The organism is Desulfobotulus sp. (assembly GCF_034006065.1).
Classification (GTDB): Bacteria; Desulfobacterota; Desulfobacteria; order Desulfobacterales; family ASO4-4; genus Desulfobotulus.
On the sequence record NZ_JAVETM010000005.1, the window covers coordinates 17,231 to 33,931 of the forward strand.

Genomic DNA, 16,701 nt, shown 5'->3' on the forward strand with positions numbered 1-16,701 from the left:
GGAAAGGCGGACTCTTTTTTTTAAAAGAAAGTGCAAAGCAGAGATCTGAAAAAGGGGGGCTGTGGAGTCTGATTTTTTCAAGCGATCAGGCCAGTGGCTGAAAATCTCCGGTGCGGTAAAGGGTGGCTTTTTCACGGTAGTGTTCCGCAGATTCCCGGATTTTGACAATGATTTCTTCTCCAAAGGTTTTTACGGGTTTTGCGGGCATGCCCGCCACAAGACTGAAGGGAGGGATCAGGGCATTTTCCAGCACAACGGCCCCTGCGGCCACGATGCTGCCCCTGCCGATTTTTGCGCCATTCATGACAATGGCGCCCATGCCGATGAGACAATCATCTTCCAGGGTGCAGCCATGCAGAATGGCCCTGTGCCCCACTGTGATGTTGCGCCCCATGGTGAGGGGAAAGCCGGGATCTGCATGAAGAACACAGAGATCCTGGATATTGCTGCCCTCTCCAATGCGAATGGGAGCCGTATCTCCCCGAATGACGGCGGAGAACCAGAGGGAGGCGTGATCGGCCATGTGGACATCGCCGATGAGGGTGGCGTTGGGGGCGACAAAAGCCGTGTCCGCAATGTGGGGGCTGTGCTGCTGGAAACGCGAGATGGTCATGATAACCCTCCTTAAAAGAAGTTGTGTGTGGCTCCTGGGAAGGCGTTTTTCCGGGGAGGCCCGAAAATCGGCGAGCAGGAGGTTATGGTTTACCATAGTCCTGACAAATGAAAAACACTGTTCAGCATTTTCCGGCCCCAGGAGGTGGCTGGCCAGCGAATTTAAGTTTGACGAAAAAACGAATCCGGGTTTATAATCCGGCACAGTCAATCTTCCTCCTGTTCACGGTTTATCCCCTTTATTCCCTGGCGTTCCCACATCATTTGTCTTTTTTGTAACCTCAGCAAAGCGAGGAAATTCCATGGAGCAGAAACCCGCACCCCGGATTAATCTCCGGGAGTTCAAGGCCATCAGCCACGCCATTTCCACCTATGAGGATCTGACGGTGCTGAACCAGCATATGGTGGAGGGGATCTGTCGATCTTTTCGCATCAAGGCCTGCAGTATTTTTCTTTACGATGATCGGGAAAGACAGCTTTTCCGTGTGACGAGCTATGGTCTGAGTGACGACTATATCCGCAAAGGCCCCATCATCGTGGACCATAACAAAAATCCCGAAACCCTTTCCGGAGAGGTGGTTTTTTATCAGGACCTGAAGACGGACAACCGTGTCCTTTTCCCGGAAGCGGCTTTGGCCGAGGGGATTCTTTCCATGCTTTCCGTTCCCATCAAATACCATGAGCATGTTTTGGGACTGATCAAAATGTACCACAGCGACCCCTGGATTCTCCATGAGGACGATCTGGATGCCTTCTGTGTGCTGGCCGCCCATCTGGGACTGCGCATCGAACACACAGGACTCAGGAATTTCTTTGAGATGGTGAAGGCCGCCGCAGCAAGTCTGCCCTTGCGTATGATGCAGGGGCTGGGCATATGAATGACGGGCGTATTGTAAGAGATACCACCGCCATTTTTGAGATTACTTCGGGAGATATCATTGAGATCGGGGGTCGCAGGTTCCGGGTGACGGGCAATGAGATGGAGCGTCGCTTTGGTGTGGAGGACCCCAAATACTGGGTCAAGAGGGTGGTGGAGGATGCCACGGGGGCGCGGAAAATTGTTAAACTTTCTTTCCTTGAGACCTTCATGACCACCATTGCAGGCGTCCCCATCCGCTGCTACCGGGATCCGGACAAAGAAGGTCATATTCTGGATCTGGTCCGGGGTCGCCCGGACTTTATGCAGGGTGAGGTCTTCCGGGATACGGTGCATAACAACATCCGTGTGCTGGACGTTGTTCGCGGTACCAATTTTTATCTGGCCATGGGGGATTACGTGCGGATGCCCCACAGGCTTTACTACGAAAAGGTGCTGCCCGGTATTCTCGCCAAGCTTTTGCAGGCCTTCCGTTCCATCCGCTTTCTCCATCTTCATGGTTTTCGCCATGGGGACATCCGCAATGACCATCTCATGATCGAAAACCGGACGGGGAACTATGTGTGGATCGATTTTGACTATGAATACGATGCACCGGAAAACCCCTTCAGTCTGGATCTTTTTGGCCTGGGCAACCTCCTTCTGTATGCCGTGGGCAAGGGCTTCCATGAATTGTACATGATCCGCCATGAAACGGATATTTACGGCGATTTTTATGGCAAGATCGTGGAAGAAGATCTTTCCTTGCTGGATGCCAGCCGATTTGTGAATCTGCGTAAACTGTATCCTTACCTGCCGCGTATGCTGAACGATATCCTGCTGCATTTTTCGCGGGGTGCTGCCGTTTATTATGAATTCATTGATGAAATCCTGGAAGACCTTGAAGGCTTTCTTCGTTCCCTTTAGGAGGTGAGATGTGACCAACTCCATTCTGATTCCGGTGGCGGATTCGCCCAGTGCCCGGGCTGCGGTGGATTACGTTGCAGGGCTGTTCCTTTCTCCGGACAATGTGCGGATCACCCTGCTTCATGTGAACCGGAGGCCTTCCGGAGGCGAGGAGCTGATGGGATACCGATATATCGCAGCCTTGCCGGAGAGGGGCAACCATGCCATGCAGCGTGCAAGAAATATTCTGGTGAGCAGCGGGCTGAAACCCGAGCGCATCCATACGGAAATCGTAAGCGGGTCCTTTGCCACGGTGGGAGATGGCATTATTGAGTATTTTAATAAGAATCCCCATACCCTGGTGGTAATCGGACGTAAAAAAATGAGTAAAGCCGAAGAGTTTGTTCTGGGGGATGTGAGCGTGAAGCTGGTGAGGGCTCTGGAGAATACCGCTGTGATGGTGGTGAAGACCTTATAAGATCCACGACTGGAAAGGGAGACCTTTCCTCACCCCTCCCAGCACAGGGGAGAGGAAAGGCTTCTTTGAGGCTGGATCCACAAGTTATTGCTTTTTTCCCTTGCTTGGCTGGTAAAGGCATAAGGGTTCTTCGGTCATGAAATCACCCGTGGCTTCATAGGCCCTGGCCCGGCATCCGCCGCAGACGGTTTTGTACTCGCAGGGCCCGCATTTTCCGGAAAGCTGGTCATAATCCCGAAGCTTCAGGAAGGTTTTGGAATTTTTCCAGATTTCCGTAAAAGACTGTTCCTTTACGTTGCCGCAGAGGGTTTCGAGAAAGCCGCAGGGCTGCACCTCTCCCACATGGGAGACAAAACAGAAACCAATGCCCCCAAGGCAGCCACGGGTCATGGCATCCAGCCCATGGGTGGCAGGGGAAATGGTTTTTCCTTCCGCTTTGGCCCGTTGCCTGAGAATCCGGTAGTAATGGGGGGCGCAGGTGGCTTTCAGCTGCAAGGGCACTTTGTCCCGCTGATCGTAAAACCAGTTGAGGGTTTCTTCATACTGGGCCGCGTCAATGGCGGCCTCTTCAATTTCCTTTCCCCGGCCCATGGGTACCAAGAGGAAGATATGGTGGGCCGCAGCGCCCAGGGAAACGGCCAGATCAAGAATTTTGGGGATTTCTTCGATATTTTTTTTCGTGATGGTGGTGTTGATCTGAAATTCAATACCCGCAGCCTGGGCGTTGCGGATGCCCTGCATGGAGCCCTCAAAGGCGCCGGGCATGGCGCGGAAGGCATCATGAACCGCAGGTGTGGCCCCGTCTAAGCTGATGGAGATGCGGCGGATGCCCACTTCGGCCATGCGCTTTGCCGTTTCCGGGGTCACGAGGGTTCCGTTGGGTGCCATGGTCATGCGAAGGCCAAGGTTTGTGCCATACTGGGCCACCTCGAAAATATCCTTTCGCATCAGGGGTTCTCCCCCCGTCAGAATCACAATCACCTCACCGAGTTCCCGGATTTCCCGCAGGAGGCGGAAGGCTTCTTCCGTATTGAGCTCTCCGGGATAGGGTACGTTGCGGGCCGCAGCCCGGCAGTGAATGCAGTTTAAGTTGCAGGTGCGGGTGGTTTCCCAGGCCACAAGGCGCAGGGTATCCCGCCTTCCGGCTCCGGTCCCGTGGGGCATCTTTGTGGGATGCATGTCCTTTTTCCTTTTTTTTCAGCCCCTGAGTCTGCGGGCCGCGTCCATGGCAAAATAGGTGAGGATGATGTCCGCTCCGGCCCTGCGGATGGCGGTGAGGGTTTCCATCATCACGGCATCCCCGTCAATCCATCCCCTTTCCGCCGCAGCCCGGATCATGGCGTATTCTCCGGAAACACTGTAGGCGGCGATGGGCAGATCCATCTCATCCTTCAGGCGGGTGATGACATCGAGATAGGCGAGGGCGGGTTTCACCATGAGAATGTCCGCCCCTTCCTCCACATCCATGGTGGCTTCCCGCATGGCTTCCCGACTGTTGGCCGGATCCATCTGATAGGTTCTGCGGTCGCCGAAACCGGGTTTGTTGTTGGCCGCTTCCCGGAAAGGGCCGTAGTAGGCGGAGGCGTATTTCACGGCATAGCTCATGATGGGTACGTCCGTGTAGCCTTCCTGATCGAGACCGTCGCGGATTTCCGCCACCCGGCCGTCCATCATGTCCGAGGGGGCTACCATGTGGGCTCCGGCCTTGGCATGGCTGACGGCGATGCGGGCAAGGAGATCCAGGGTGGCATCGTTGTCAACCCGGCCCTTTTCCACAATGCCGCAGTGACCGTGGTCGGTGAACTGGCAGAGACAGACATCGGTGATGACCATCATGTCCGGCACGGCATCCCGCACGGCCTTCACCGCCTGCTGCACGATGCCGTCCTTTTTGTAGGCTTCCGTTCCCAGGGGGTCTTTTTTGTCGGGAACGCCGAAGAGAATCACCGCAGGAATGCCAAGATCCCTTGCTTCCTTTGCTTTTTTGCGGATGTTGTCGCAGGAAAGCTGAGCGTGACCGGGAAGGGATTGGATGGGATTTTCCACTCCTTTGCCGGGTACGGCAAAAAGGGGCAGAACGAGGTTATCCACATGAAGCCTTGTCTCACGCACCATACTGCGGAGAATCTCACTCTGGCGCAGGCGTCTGGGACGGGAATCGGGAAAAAGCATGGCAGGTCTCCTTGGAAAAACATGGGGGAAGAAAACGGCCGCCTTCACTGAAACATCAAGGAAGTGCGGCCGCTACTTGGGGCTTTGGGATCAGGACAGGCCGGAAATTCAGAGGCTCTCGCTGATTTCCGCATCACTGAGGTAACAGGCCGGATCCGGAGCCCAGACATCGCCTGTGAGGGCTTCGGCCCGCACCCGGAAGTTGCCAGCGCAGATGTCCAGCCAGCGGCAGGAGGCGCAGCGGCCTGTGATGAAGTCCTTTTTGATTTTCAGCTGGGCCAGGAGGGGATCGTCCGGGTCGGACCAGATCTGGGAAAAGGGGCGCTTCCGGATATTGCCGAAGCTTCTGTGCCGCCAGAACTGGTCGGCATGAACCTCCCCATCCCAGGAAACGCAGCCAATGCCCCGGCCCGAAGAGTTGCCCTCATTCATCTTGAGAAGCTCCATCACCTCCGCCGCCCTTTTGGGATCTTCCTTCAGAAGACGCAGGTAGATGTAGGGGCCGTCCGCATGGTTGTCCACGGTGAGCACTTCCTTGGGTTTCCCACGCTCATGGAGATCCCTTGTGCGTTCCAGAATGAGATCCAGGGCTTTGCGGGTTTCCTCATGGGAAAGATCGTCTTCCACCAGTTTGGAGCCCCGGCCTGCGTACACCAGATGATAGAAGCAGACCCTGGGAATGTTCCTTTCTTCCAGGAGATCAAAGATGCCCGGAATTTCGGAAACATTCTGCTTGTTCATGGTAAAGCGTAAGCCTACCTTGATGCCCGCTTCCTGACAGTTTCGGATGCCGTCCAGAGCCGCCTGAAAAGCCCCTTTCACACCCCGGAAGTGATCGTTCACGGTTTCCATGCCGTCGAGGCTGATACCCACATAGGAAAGGCCCACTTCCTTGAGGCGCTTTGCCTTTTCCTGGGTGATGAGGGTGCCGTTGGTGGAGATGACAGCCCGCATGCCCTGGGAGACCGCGTAATCCGCCAGTTCGGGCAGGTCTTTTCTCATGAGGGGCTCACCGCCGGAAAAGAGCATCACCGGAGAGCCGAAGGCCGCAAGATCCCGGATCAGCGCCTTGCCTTCTTCCGTGGAAAGCTCGTTGGCAAAGGCCTCATCCTTGGCGTGGGCGTAGCAGTGTACGCATTTGAGGTTGCATCGCCGGGTCATGTTCCAGACCACGACGGGTTTTTTGTCTTCGGAAAACTGCAGAAGATGGGAGGGAAGGCTTCCGGAGTGGCGTCCGTAGCGCAGGGCATCCGAAGGTTCGACGGTACCGCAGTAGAGTTTGGAGATTCCGATCATGGTTCACCTGTCGGAGAATAGGGCGGGATAGGGGAGATCCCCTTTTTATTTTCTTTCTAAGGAAAGACCTTGGGAAAAATCCTTGAGAGAAACCCGTCTCCGTATCGGGTTCCATTCCCAGGGCCTTTCTTTCTTACAAGAAACGTCCATGCTTCCTATACCGCTTCAGACTTTTTGAGGCAAGTCCGGGATGGCGAGAATCTCCCCTGCAAGGTAGAGGGAGCCTGCAATGCACAGGCAACCCGACTCCGGAGTCCGGGAAAGGGCGAGGCTTAAGGCTTTTTTCACATCCGGCTCCACGGTCAGGGGAAGATTTTCCGGCAGAAGGGGAATGAGGGTTTCGGGATTCCGGCTCCTCGGAGTGTCCGGCCGGGTGAGGACAACACGGGAAAAAAGGGGGAGAAGATGTTCCAGCATGGCAGGGGCATCCTTATCCTCCAGTACGCCAAAGAGGAGGGTTCTTGGCGAAGGGGTGTGATGCTCCAGATACTCCGCCAGCACAGCGGCGGCTTCCGGGTTGTGGGCACCATCGAGAAGCACCAGGGGGTTTTTGAGAAGTTTCTGGATGCGGGCGGGCCAGGTGTGGTGCTCAAGGCCTTGGCGGATGGCTTTTTCCGAAAGCCGGAAGCCTGGGCGCTGCTCTTCCAGGCTTTCCAGGGTGGCCAGGGCGAGGGCCAGGTTCTGGGCCTGGTGTTTTCCCGCAAGGGCGGGCCGGAGATGGGAGATGCGGTTTTTTCCTTCATAGGTATAAAGGCCCTCACCTTCATCACGGATATGGAAATCTTCCCCCAGCACCCTGAGGGGAGCCTTGAGAAGGTCTGCCTGTTTTCGGATCACTTCCAGGGCTTCGGGCTGGCGGACACCGGTTACCACAGGAATACCGGGCTTGATGATGCCAGCCTTTTCTCCTGCAATGGCTTCAGGACTGTTTCCCAGAAATTCCCTGTGATCCATGGCAATGGTGGTGATGACACAAACCGCAGGATGGCAGGCTGTGGTGGCATCCCAGCGTCCGCCCATGCCCGTTTCCATGACAGCCATGTCAAGGCCCCGGCGGGCAAAGAGCAGAAAAGCCATGGCGGTGGTAAATTCAAAAAAGGTGGTGGGCTGTCCGGGATCATCAAAGGCCTCCACGGCAGCAGCCAGCCCGGCAAGCAGGGTATCATCGGGATTCTGGCCGTCAAGGCGGAAGCGTTCCCGGAAATGCACAAGGTGGGGAGAGGTGTAGAGCCCTGCCCGCATTCCTGAGGCTTCCAGAATGGCCGTTATGAGGGAGGCCACAGAACCTTTCCCGTTGGTACCTGCCACATGGATGGCGGGAAAGTGGTTTTGGGGATTGCCAAGCCTTTCAAGCAGATGGGTAATGCCTTGCAGGCCAGGGCGGATACCTAAACGGTGGCGGTTGTAAAGTTTTGAAAAATCTGTATGCATGGGATCAATGCTTTCGGGCAAAGACAGGGGTGTTTGTGCAAGTGGTTCATGAAAAAGGATGGGGAAAATCCTTTGGGATTTCTGGCCCGGGGGAGGCTTGGCGCATACCGTAGGTGCGGTAATCTGGCTCCAGGGCAGGATGCGCTTATCCCTGGAATCCACCCCAGGGGGACGGAATAAAAGAAAAGCCCGGACAGCCTTTTTTGGAAGAAAAAGTTGTCCGGGCCGAAATTTCATGGGCTTGATGAATCAGGGCAATGCTTTATTTCTTGTATTTGCGTGATGCAGCAATGCGCTGACGGCGTTGTGCTTCCCGCTGTTTGCGGCGTTTGTATTCGCTGGGCTTCTCAAAACTTTTTTTGAGCTTCAGCCTTTTGAAAAGTCCGTCGTTCTGAATTTTTTTCTTCAGGATCCGCATGGCCTTTTCGAGGTCGTTATCGATCACACGAACTTCGATTTCCTTCACAGTACATCGCCCCTTTCTTTCCGCTATTCCGAATAAGGAAACAAACCTCGGAATCCGGGTATTGAAAACCTTGGCTAAAGAGTAAAAAAATAAAAACGAATACCTGGAGGCACCGTTTTTTTATTCGAAAAACATCCAAAACCGGATTTTTATATCCGGTTTTGGAGCATAAGGCAAATACTATTTTGATCCTTCAAGGTACAAAAGAAGTTGATTTCTGTTTCCATATGCCATTGGGGGCTGTGAAGAACCCCCAATGGCAAGGGATCAGAGCTGGGCAACCAGGGCTTCGGTTACTTCAGGAACACTCTTGGAGCCGTCAAGAACGATGTATTTGTAGCCGTCCTTGGCAGCACGGTCACGGAAGTAGTAGGCGGAAGCGAGGGTGCCTTCCTTGCCGTCGTAGTAGATGTCGTGACGCTTGTCGATGGCGGATTCATCAATGTCATCGGTGCGGGTGGAAAGGGCACCGCCGCATACCCGGCATTTTCCATCTTTGGGGGCAATGGCGGGGATGTTCACGTTGTTGGGGTGGTTGGGATCGTTTTCGCAGAGACGACGGCCAGTCAGGCGGCCTTTGGCAATGTCACGGGCCAGTTCAAGCTCCACCACGTAGTTGAGTTGGATGCCTGCGGCTTTAAGGGATTCATCCAGTTTCTGGGACTGTACGGGGGTTCTGGGGAAACCGTCCAGAAGCCATCCGCTTTTACAATCTGCCTGCTGCAGACGATCGAGAATCATGGGGATGGTGATGTCATCGGGAACCAGATCACCAGCATCAATGAAGCTTTTGGCTTTTTTGCCAAGCTCGGTGCCGCCTTTGATGTTTTCCCGGAAAATGGCGCCGGATTCAATGTGGGGAACCTTGTATTTTTCTTTCAGGATAGCACCCTGGGTTCCCTTGCCGCTGCCATTGGGTCCGAAGAAAAGAATGTTCATGGGAAAAGCTCCTTTCATGAAATAAATAAAAAACATGGATGATACGGGGATAAGTCGTGCCTTTCAGAAAGGCGGCACCCGAAGGTGGCCTTGTCCTTACATGGGATGGAAAACCGGACCTTACCTATTAGAAGCCAGGAAGATTGTCAAGGTATCAGGCGTGTCTTATTGCAATGGGGGGAAGGACGCTTAAAAAAAAATGCTTGCATGATACCCGGAGAACCGGCTATGGGGATGGAATCTGTTAAAAATGCTGCGGCTTCCGGGAAGGGCCGATGGGATCCGGGTATGGAAGCATACAGGCCTTGTGGATGGTTTCCTGATGAAAAAAGTCCCTGCGGACAACAAAAAAATGATGCGGATTGCGGTAACGGGTGGGGCGGGTTCAGGGAAATCCTCCTTTTGTCGTTTTCTGGCGGAGCAGGGGTTCTGTGTCATTGATCTGGACGTACTGGCCCGTGAAGCTGTGCGCCCGGGAATGCCCGCCTACCATGCCATTGTTGCGGCCTTTGGGCCTGCGTCCGTGGGCAAGGATGGAAATCTGGACCGGGCCTGGCTGCGGGATCGCATGATCCGGGAACCCGAGGCCCGGACGCGGCTGGAGGCGGCCATTCACCCTGTGGTTTACCGGCTGATGGAAGCAGAGATTGCCCGACAGGAAGAAATGGGCGCAGGTGTTGTGGTGGTGGAATTCCCCCTGCTTTTTGAAACAAAGCGTGAGTCCTTTTTTGATCGGGTCATTGTGGTGTTTGTTCCGCCGGAAGTCCAGATGGCGAGGCTCATGGCAAGGGATGGGGTGGACCGGGCTTCTGCGGAACGCCTGATCCGGATTCAGATGCCCCTTGGAGAAAAGGCGAGAAAGGCGGACCTCGTGTTTGACAATTCGGGGTCGCTGGAACACATGAAAGCCTGCATACTGGGCTGGATGGAAAAAGGAGAACTTGCGGCGGAAGGATGAAATTTCCTTGACCGGGAAAAATCAATGGGATATTCAATATAAATTATTGTTTCCAGATGGGAAACAATGAGGGAATATGACATTTTCAATGCATTTCCTACCTTGTCTTTATTTGCCCACGGATCATCGCTTCGCTCCCTGACTCTTTTCGGAACAAACTGAATCGATTTTCGACACGTTTTTCCTCAGAACAGAAATTCGGGTATCCTCCTGCCGGGCAGGTGTTTTTTGTCTGCGCCTGCGCCCCTGAATTCCCCTATGTCAGACTGGGCATGTCATCCGGAAGGGAACATCCATACATTTATTTTAAGGTGTAAAGGTTCATGAACATCACCGAGCTGAAGGAAATGAAGATCAAGGATCTGACCCGCCTTGCCAAAAAATTTAATATTGATGGCGCTGCGGGCTTGCGCAAGCAGGAGCTGATTTTTGCTCTGCTGCAGGCTCAGATCGAAAAAAATGGTCTGATCTACGGGGAAGGCACGCTGGAAATTCTGCCCGATGGTTTCGGATTTCTCCGATCCACGGACTGCAATTATCTGCCCGGTCCTGATGACATCTATGTTTCCCCTTCCCAGATCCGCCGCTTCAACCTGAGAACAGGGGATACGGTATCCGGCCAGATTCGTCAGCCCAAGGAGTCGGAACGCTACTTTGCCCTGCTCAAGGTAGAGGCCATCAACTATGAGGATCCGGAGGTGGCCCGGGAAAAAATCCTTTTTGATAACCTCACCCCCCTCTATCCGGATGCCAAAATCCAGCTGGAAGGTGCGCGGGATAACTATTCCATGCGGATCATGGATCTTCTCACCCCCATCGGTTTCGGCCAGCGCGGCCTGATCGTCTCTCCCCCCAGGGCGGGCAAGACCGTTCTCATGCAGAACATTGCCAACTCCATCATTGCCAGTCATGATGATGTGGTGCCCATTGTTCTTCTCATTGATGAACGGCCCGAAGAAGTGACGGACATGGCGAGAAACGTGAACGCCGAGGTGATCAGCTCCACCTTTGATGAGCCTGCGGAGCGCCATGTGCAAGTGGCTGAGATGGTGATTGAAAAGGCCAAGCGTCTTGTGGAGCACAAGAAAAACGTGGTCATTCTCCTGGATTCCATCACCCGTCTGGCCAGAGCCTATAACTCGGTCATGCCGCCTTCGGGCAAGATCCTTTCCGGTGGTGTGGATTCCAATGCCCTGCACCGGCCCAAGCGGTTCTTTGGCGCCGCTCGGAATGTGGAAGAGGGGGGCAGCCTCACCATCATCGCTACGGCCCTTGTGGAAACGGGCAGCCGCATGGATGAGGTGATTTTCGAGGAGTTCAAGGGTACAGGCAATATGGAACTGGTGCTGGACCGCAAGCTGGCGGACCGCAGAACCTTTCCCGCCATTGACATCAAAAAATCCGGTACGCGTAAGGAAGATCTTCTGCTTTCCCAGGAGGTGCTCAATCGGGTCTGGATTCTGCGTAAGCTTTTAAGTTCCCTGAATTCCATTGACAGCATGGAATTTTTGCTCGATAAGATGACCGGTACAAAGAACAACCAGGATTTTCTGGATTCCATGAACGCATAACCCTATCCCTTGGGATCATCAGGAGTTGACGATGAAAGAAGGCATTCACCCCGCGTATGCACAAACCACCATTACCTGCGCCTGCGGGAATGTAATTGAAACCGGCTCCACCAAAAAAGAGATCCGTGTGGAAATCTGCTCTGCCTGTCATCCCTTTTTTACGGGTAAACAGAAACTGGTGGACACCGAAGGTCGTATCGATCGCTTCCGCAAGAAATATGGCAATTACCAGCAGCAGATGGGCAAATAGTTTTTTTAATGGATCTTTGGCCCCGCAGGCTTTTGCGGGGCTTTTTTGTCTTGCGGAGAGACAGGACCGGCGTTTGCCGGTTTTCTTTTTGGAAAAAACCAGCAGGACGCTGAGGATACGGGGATGTTTGAAAAGCTTGCGGGAGTAGAAGATCGTTTTGTGGAGCTGGAGCGTCTGATGAGCGACCCCGTGGTGCTGGGGAATCGGGATGCCTATCAGAAATACCTGAGAGAACATGCGGAAATATCTGATCTTGTAACGGTGTTCCGCCGCTACCGGGAGGCGGTCCAGGAAAAAAGGGAAAATGAAGCCCTTCTGCGGGATCCGGATCCGGAAATCCGGGAGATGGCAGAGGAGGAGGCCCAGCGCCTGGAAACCTTGGTGCTGGAGCTGGAGACGGAACTGAACCTGCTTCTGATTCCCAAAGATCCCAATGATGGGAAAAATGTCATCCTTGAAATCCGCGCCGGAACCGGCGGAGATGAGGCCGCTCTTTTTGCGGGTGATCTTTTCCGGATGTATGTGCGTTTTGCGGAAAATGCCGGATGGAAGGTGGAGATTCTGGACGCCAACGAGCCGGACGTGGGGGGCTTCAAGGAGGTCGTGGCCATGATTCAGGGCCGGGGGGTGTATTCCATCATGAAATATGAATCCGGAACCCATCGGGTGCAGCGCGTGCCGACCACCGAAGCCCAAGGGCGCATTCACACCTCGGCGGTGACCGTGGCGGTTCTGCCGGAAGCCGAAGAAGTGGATGTCCATGTGGATGAAAAAGATCTGCGCGTGGATACCTACCGTTCCCAGGGGGCGGGTGGGCAGCATGTCAATACCACGGATTCTGCGGTGCGTATCACCCACCTTCCCACAGGCATTGTGGTGCAGTGCCAGGATGAAAAATCCCAGCACAAGAACAAGGCCAAGGCCATGCAGGTGCTTCGGGCAAAGATCTATGATGCCATGGAGCAGGAGCAGACGGCCAAACGTTCTGCTGAACGCAAGGAGCAGGTGGGAACAGGGGATCGCTCCGGCCGCATCCGGACCTACAATTTTCCCCAGGGCCGGGTAACGGATCACCGCATCGGCTTAACCCTTTACCGTCTGGATGCTATTCTGGCAGGGGATATCCAGCCCCTGGTGGACGCTCTGAGAACCCATTACCAGGCGGAGGCCCTGCAGCATGGTCGCAGATGAAGCCCCAAAGGCTGAACTGTGGAATGTGGGAAAGGTACTGCGCTGGACAACGGAATATTTTGCCACCCACGGCATTGACAGTCCCCGGCTGACCGCAGAGATTCTCCTGGCCCACGGGCTGGGAATTTCCCGCCTGGATCTTTACCTGCGTCTGGATCAGCCCTTAAATTCCGAGGAGCGGGACGTGTACCGCAAGGCCATTCGTCGACGGATTCAACGGGAGCCTGTGGCCTATATCACAGGAGAGCGCAGTTTCTGGACTCTGGATCTGGAGACGGGGCCTGAGGCTCTTATCCCGAGGCCGGATACGGAAACCCTGGTTGAAGAAGCTCTGAAATGTCTGCCCAGGGACAGGGCCTGCCGTATTCTGGACCTTGGAACGGGAACGGGCTGCATTGCCCTGGCCCTGGCTGCGGAGCGGCCCCTGTCCAGGGTTTTTGCCGTGGATCTTTCCTTTGCGGCCTGTCGCCTGGCTTTAAAGAATGTCCGGAATGCCGGTCTTTCGGACCGGGTTTTTGTGGTGACGGGGAGCTGGTGTGCGGCTCTGGGGCCTGCGGCCTTCTTTGACCTTGTGGTATCCAATCCTCCCTATATTCCAACGGCCCATATCGGAGCCCTGGCTCCGGAGGTCCGGGATCATGAACCGCCTTTGGCTCTGGACGGCGGTCCGGACGGACTTGCGGCTTACCGGGCCCTGGCGCTGGAAGTCAGGCATGTGCTGCGGCCGGGTGGAGATCTGGTTCTTGAGATCGGATATGACCAGTGCCGGGCGGTGTCGGATCTTCTCAGGGAGACGGGGTTTTATGAGGTCCTTTTTTGCATAAAGGATCTGGGTGGCCAGGATCGGGTGCTGGTGGCGCGTCGTATGTGAGGCGGCGGGGGCGTATTTTCAGGGTGGGAACTTAAAAAAAGAGAGGCATTTGATCGAAGTCCTTGCCCACACAGGATGGTATCTGATATGGATATCAGGTTTATAAAAAGGTTTTCCATGGGGAAGGCCTGAGGCTATTTTTACACGTTTCTGGATCCGGATCCTGGTGCCGCATGCGGTTGGGTCCGGAAGTGAAGGGAACGGTGGATGAACCACACAAAATGGGGAAAATCCCCACAGGAGAAACAAGGCATGGCCTACGTTACAATGAAGGAATTGCTGGAAGCGGGTGTTCATTTCGGTCATCAGACCAAGCGCTGGAATCCCAAAATGAAGCCCTATATTTTTGGCGCAAGAAACGGAATTTACATCCTGGATCTGCAGAAGACCGTGAAAATGTTCCGCAGAGCCTATGATTTTGTTGCAGACATCGGCGCTTCCGGAGAATCGGTTTTGTTTGTGGGTACGAAAAAGCAGGCGCGGGAAACCATTTATGAAGAAGCCAACCGTGCGGAAGCTTACTATGTCCAGAACCGCTGGCTGGGTGGGATGCTGACCAACTTTCAGACGGTCAAGCAGAGCATCGAGCGGCTTAAATATCTGAAAAATATTCAGAATGATGGTTCCATTGAGCTTTTCCCCAAAAAGGAAAGGCTTTCCATGGTGAAGGATCAGCAGAAGCTGGAAGCCACTCTGGGCGGCATCCAGGACATGCCCCGGCTTCCCGGCTGCATGTTCATCATTGACCCCAAGAATGAGGCCATTGCCATCAAGGAAGCCAAGCGCCTGGGTATTCCCACCGTTGCTGTGGTGGATACCAACTGCGATCCCGATGACATTGATTATCCCATTCCTGGCAATGATGACGCCATCCGGTCCATCCGCCTCATTACTTCCCGCATTGCGGATGCCTACATTGAAGGTCGTGGCCGTTACGAAGAAAAAATGCATGCTGCAACGGACAAGGAAGGCGATGCTCCGGTTTCTGTGGGGATGAAGCCCGGTGAGCGCAAGGTGATTGCAGACGGCAGCGATGGACCTGTGGTGGAAGTGATCAAAAAAAGCAGCATGTCTGAAGGGATGGAAGCCGCTGAATAAGGGGCCATCTTTCAGTTTTAAAGGGACCTTCTCCCTGGTAAGTCCTTTAAGGAAAGAAGATTTACGGTACGGGCGCAGGGTAAAAGGGATCTTTCGGCGGTGAACGGGATAAAGAAAAGGTCCGGTAAGGTTTCCCGGATTTGGAATATTCGGATTCAAACTCCTGAAAATTCGGGTGTGGCGCAGAAATCCTGGATGGTGGAGATCCCACTGTCCAGGATTTTTGTGGACACCCCAGACATCGAAAGGTAGAGTTGCTCCATGGCTGAAATCAGTGCGGAAATGGTAAAGGATCTCCGGGCCAAGACCGGCGCCGGTATTATGGATTGCAAGGCTGCGTTGAAGGAAAATGATGGTGATGTTGAAAAAGCCATTGATTTCCTGAGGAAAAAAGGCCTGGCTACGGCCAAGAAAAAGGCCGGTCGGGAAGCTTCCGAAGGTCGTGTGGAAGCCTATATTCATATGGGCGGAAAGATCGGCGTTCTTGTGGAGGTGGGCTGTGAAACGGATTTTGTGGCCAAGAATGAGGATTTCATTGAGTTCTGCCGCAACATCGCCATGCACATTGCCGCCGCTTCCCCCATGGGTCTTGCCGCAGAAGAAATTCCCGCAGAGGTGATCGAACGGGAAAAGGACGTGTACCGGGGCCAGCTGATGGAAGAAGGCAAACCCGCCAATATGGTGGAGAAGATTGTTGAAGGAAAGATCAGTAAGTTTTATAAAGATGTCTGCCTTCTGTCCCAGCCTTACATCAAGGAACCCAAGCTGACGGTGCAGGAAGTTCTGAACGATACCGTGAGCAAAATCGGAGAAAACATTGTGATCAAGCGGTTCAGCCGCTTCCAGATTGGAGCCTGATACCTTGGAGCCCAGATATAAGCGGATATTGTTGAAGTTGAGCGGTGAAGCCCTCATGGGAGACCAGGGCTTTGGCATCCGACCGGATATTCTGCAATATGTGGCTGAGGAAATCCGGTCGGTGCATGATCTTGGGGTGCAGGTGGCGGTTGTGGTGGGCGGAGGCAATATTTTCCGTGGCATTGCCGCCAGCTCCTATGGTATGGACCGCGCTTCCGCAGATCATATGGGCATGCTGGCAACGGTGATCAACTCCCTTGCCCTGCAGGGAACCCTGGAGGGCAAGGGGCTGCAGACCCGTGTGCAGTCTGCCATTTCCATGCACGAGGTCTGTGAGCCCTTTATCCTGAGGCGGGCAGTGCGGCATCTGGAAAAAAAGCGCATTGTCATTTTTGCCGCAGGCACGGGAAGCCCTTATTTCACAACGGACACGGCGGCCGTACTGCGGGCTCAGGAAATCCATGCGGAAATTCTGCTCAAAGCCACCAAGGTCAACGGAGTCTATGATTCGGATCCTGTGAAAAATCCGGAGGCCCGTTTCATTCGGAACCTCTCCTACATGGAAGTTCTGGAGCGTCAGCTCCAGGTCATGGACATGACGGCCATTTCCCTTGCCATGGACAATGGGCTGCCCTTGAGTGTCTTTGATCTTTTGGGCAAGGGCAATGCTGCCCGTGTGGTGTGCGGTGATGAAGGGGTTGGCACCCTGATCCGTTAATTTTCCGGACCTTATTTAAAAACCGTCAGG

18 protein-coding genes are annotated in these 16,701 nt (G+C 54.3%); 11 read left to right on the forward strand and 7 right to left on the reverse strand.

The features are described from left to right. Positions 1-85: 85 nt before the first annotated feature. Positions 86-613, reverse strand: a complete 528-nt coding sequence (locus RBR60_RS03635; RefSeq protein WP_320354515.1) for a gamma carbonic anhydrase family protein — start codon at positions 611-613, stop codon at positions 86-88. 301 nt (positions 614-914) lie between these two features. On the opposite strand from RBR60_RS03635, the gene RBR60_RS03640 reads away from it, so the two are divergent. The 3 genes from RBR60_RS03640 to RBR60_RS03650 are packed head-to-tail and all read left to right on the forward strand — an operon-like array spanning position 915 to position 2,852. Then, positions 915-1,490, forward strand: coding sequence for a GAF domain-containing protein (locus RBR60_RS03640; protein WP_320354516.1), 576 nt, complete (start codon positions 915-917; stop codon positions 1,488-1,490). Next, positions 1,487-2,395 carry a protein kinase gene (locus RBR60_RS03645; RefSeq protein ID WP_320354517.1) on the forward strand — a complete coding sequence of 303 codons (909 nt, stop codon included), beginning with the start codon at positions 1,487-1,489 and terminating at the stop codon, positions 2,393-2,395. Before RBR60_RS03640 ends, RBR60_RS03645 begins: the two co-directional genes overlap by 4 nt. Positions 2,396-2,405: 10 nt before the next feature. Next, a complete protein-coding gene (locus RBR60_RS03650) occupies positions 2,406-2,852 on the forward strand; it encodes a universal stress protein (protein WP_320354518.1) in 447 nt (148 codons plus the stop codon). Between the two features lie 84 nt (positions 2,853-2,936). Here RBR60_RS03650 and ahbD read toward each other — a convergent pair whose 3' ends face one another. The 6 genes from ahbD to RBR60_RS03680 all read right to left on the reverse strand — a co-directional run bounded on the left by ahbD (position 2,937) and on the right by RBR60_RS03680 (position 9,156). Further along, positions 2,937-4,031: a heme b synthase gene (ahbD, locus tag RBR60_RS03655; protein ID WP_320354519.1), complete on the reverse strand. Its 1,095-nt coding sequence runs from the start codon at positions 4,029-4,031 to the stop codon at positions 2,937-2,939. Positions 4,032-4,049: 18 nt separating this feature from the next. Beyond that, complete coding sequence (hemB, locus tag RBR60_RS03660; RefSeq protein WP_320354520.1) at positions 4,050-5,024, reverse strand: porphobilinogen synthase; 975 nt, start codon at positions 5,022-5,024, stop codon at positions 4,050-4,052. Positions 5,025-5,132: 108 nt separating this feature from the next. After that, entirely contained in the window at positions 5,133-6,320 is a 1,188-nt protein-coding gene (gene ahbC, locus RBR60_RS03665; protein WP_320354521.1) for a 12,18-didecarboxysiroheme deacetylase, read from the reverse strand. A 165-nt stretch (positions 6,321-6,485) separates the two neighbouring features. Next, on the reverse strand, positions 6,486-7,751 hold the full coding sequence (locus RBR60_RS03670; protein WP_320354522.1) for a folylpolyglutamate synthase/dihydrofolate synthase family protein: 1,266 nt from the start codon (positions 7,749-7,751) through the stop codon (positions 6,486-6,488). Between the two features lie 262 nt (positions 7,752-8,013). Then, positions 8,014-8,217: a 30S ribosomal protein S21 gene (gene rpsU / locus RBR60_RS03675; protein WP_320354523.1), complete on the reverse strand. Its 204-nt coding sequence runs from the start codon at positions 8,215-8,217 to the stop codon at positions 8,014-8,016. 267 nt (positions 8,218-8,484) lie between these two features. Further along, positions 8,485-9,156 carry an adenylate kinase gene (locus RBR60_RS03680; RefSeq protein ID WP_320354524.1) on the reverse strand — a complete coding sequence of 224 codons (672 nt, stop codon included), beginning with the start codon at positions 9,154-9,156 and terminating at the stop codon, positions 8,485-8,487. Positions 9,157-9,406: 250 nt separating this feature from the next. Here RBR60_RS03680 and coaE point away from each other — a divergent pair, with 250 nt between their 5' ends. The 8 genes from coaE to pyrH all read left to right on the forward strand — a co-directional run bounded on the left by coaE (position 9,407) and on the right by pyrH (position 16,671). Next, entirely contained in the window at positions 9,407-10,114 is a 708-nt protein-coding gene (gene coaE, locus RBR60_RS03685; RefSeq protein ID WP_320354525.1) for a dephospho-CoA kinase, read from the forward strand. A 323-nt stretch (positions 10,115-10,437) separates the two neighbouring features. Then, positions 10,438-11,685, forward strand: coding sequence for a transcription termination factor Rho (gene rho, locus RBR60_RS03690; RefSeq protein WP_320354526.1), 1,248 nt, complete (start codon positions 10,438-10,440; stop codon positions 11,683-11,685). Between the two features lie 31 nt (positions 11,686-11,716). Further along, entirely contained in the window at positions 11,717-11,935 is a 219-nt protein-coding gene (rpmE, locus tag RBR60_RS03695) for a 50S ribosomal protein L31 (protein ID WP_320354527.1), read from the forward strand. 123 nt (positions 11,936-12,058) lie between these two features. Continuing rightward, positions 12,059-13,126 (forward strand): peptide chain release factor 1, encoded by a 1,068-nt coding sequence (prfA, locus tag RBR60_RS03700; protein ID WP_320354528.1) that lies wholly within the window; start codon positions 12,059-12,061, stop codon positions 13,124-13,126. After that, positions 13,113-13,997: a peptide chain release factor N(5)-glutamine methyltransferase gene (prmC, locus tag RBR60_RS03705; RefSeq protein WP_320354529.1), complete on the forward strand. Its 885-nt coding sequence runs from the start codon at positions 13,113-13,115 to the stop codon at positions 13,995-13,997. Before prfA ends, prmC begins: the two co-directional genes overlap by 14 nt. A 252-nt stretch (positions 13,998-14,249) precedes the next feature. Then, positions 14,250-15,095, forward strand: coding sequence for a 30S ribosomal protein S2 (gene rpsB, locus RBR60_RS03710; protein ID WP_320354530.1), 846 nt, complete (start codon positions 14,250-14,252; stop codon positions 15,093-15,095). A gap of 261 nt (positions 15,096-15,356) precedes the next feature. After that, the gene (gene tsf, locus RBR60_RS03715) at positions 15,357-15,953 is read left to right on the forward strand and encodes a translation elongation factor Ts (RefSeq protein WP_320354531.1); all 597 of its coding nucleotides are present in this window, start codon (positions 15,357-15,359) and stop codon (positions 15,951-15,953) included. A gap of 4 nt (positions 15,954-15,957) precedes the next feature. After that, complete coding sequence (gene pyrH / locus RBR60_RS03720; RefSeq protein ID WP_320354532.1) at positions 15,958-16,671, forward strand: UMP kinase; 714 nt, start codon at positions 15,958-15,960, stop codon at positions 16,669-16,671. The last annotated feature ends 30 nt before the right edge of the window (positions 16,672-16,701 follow it).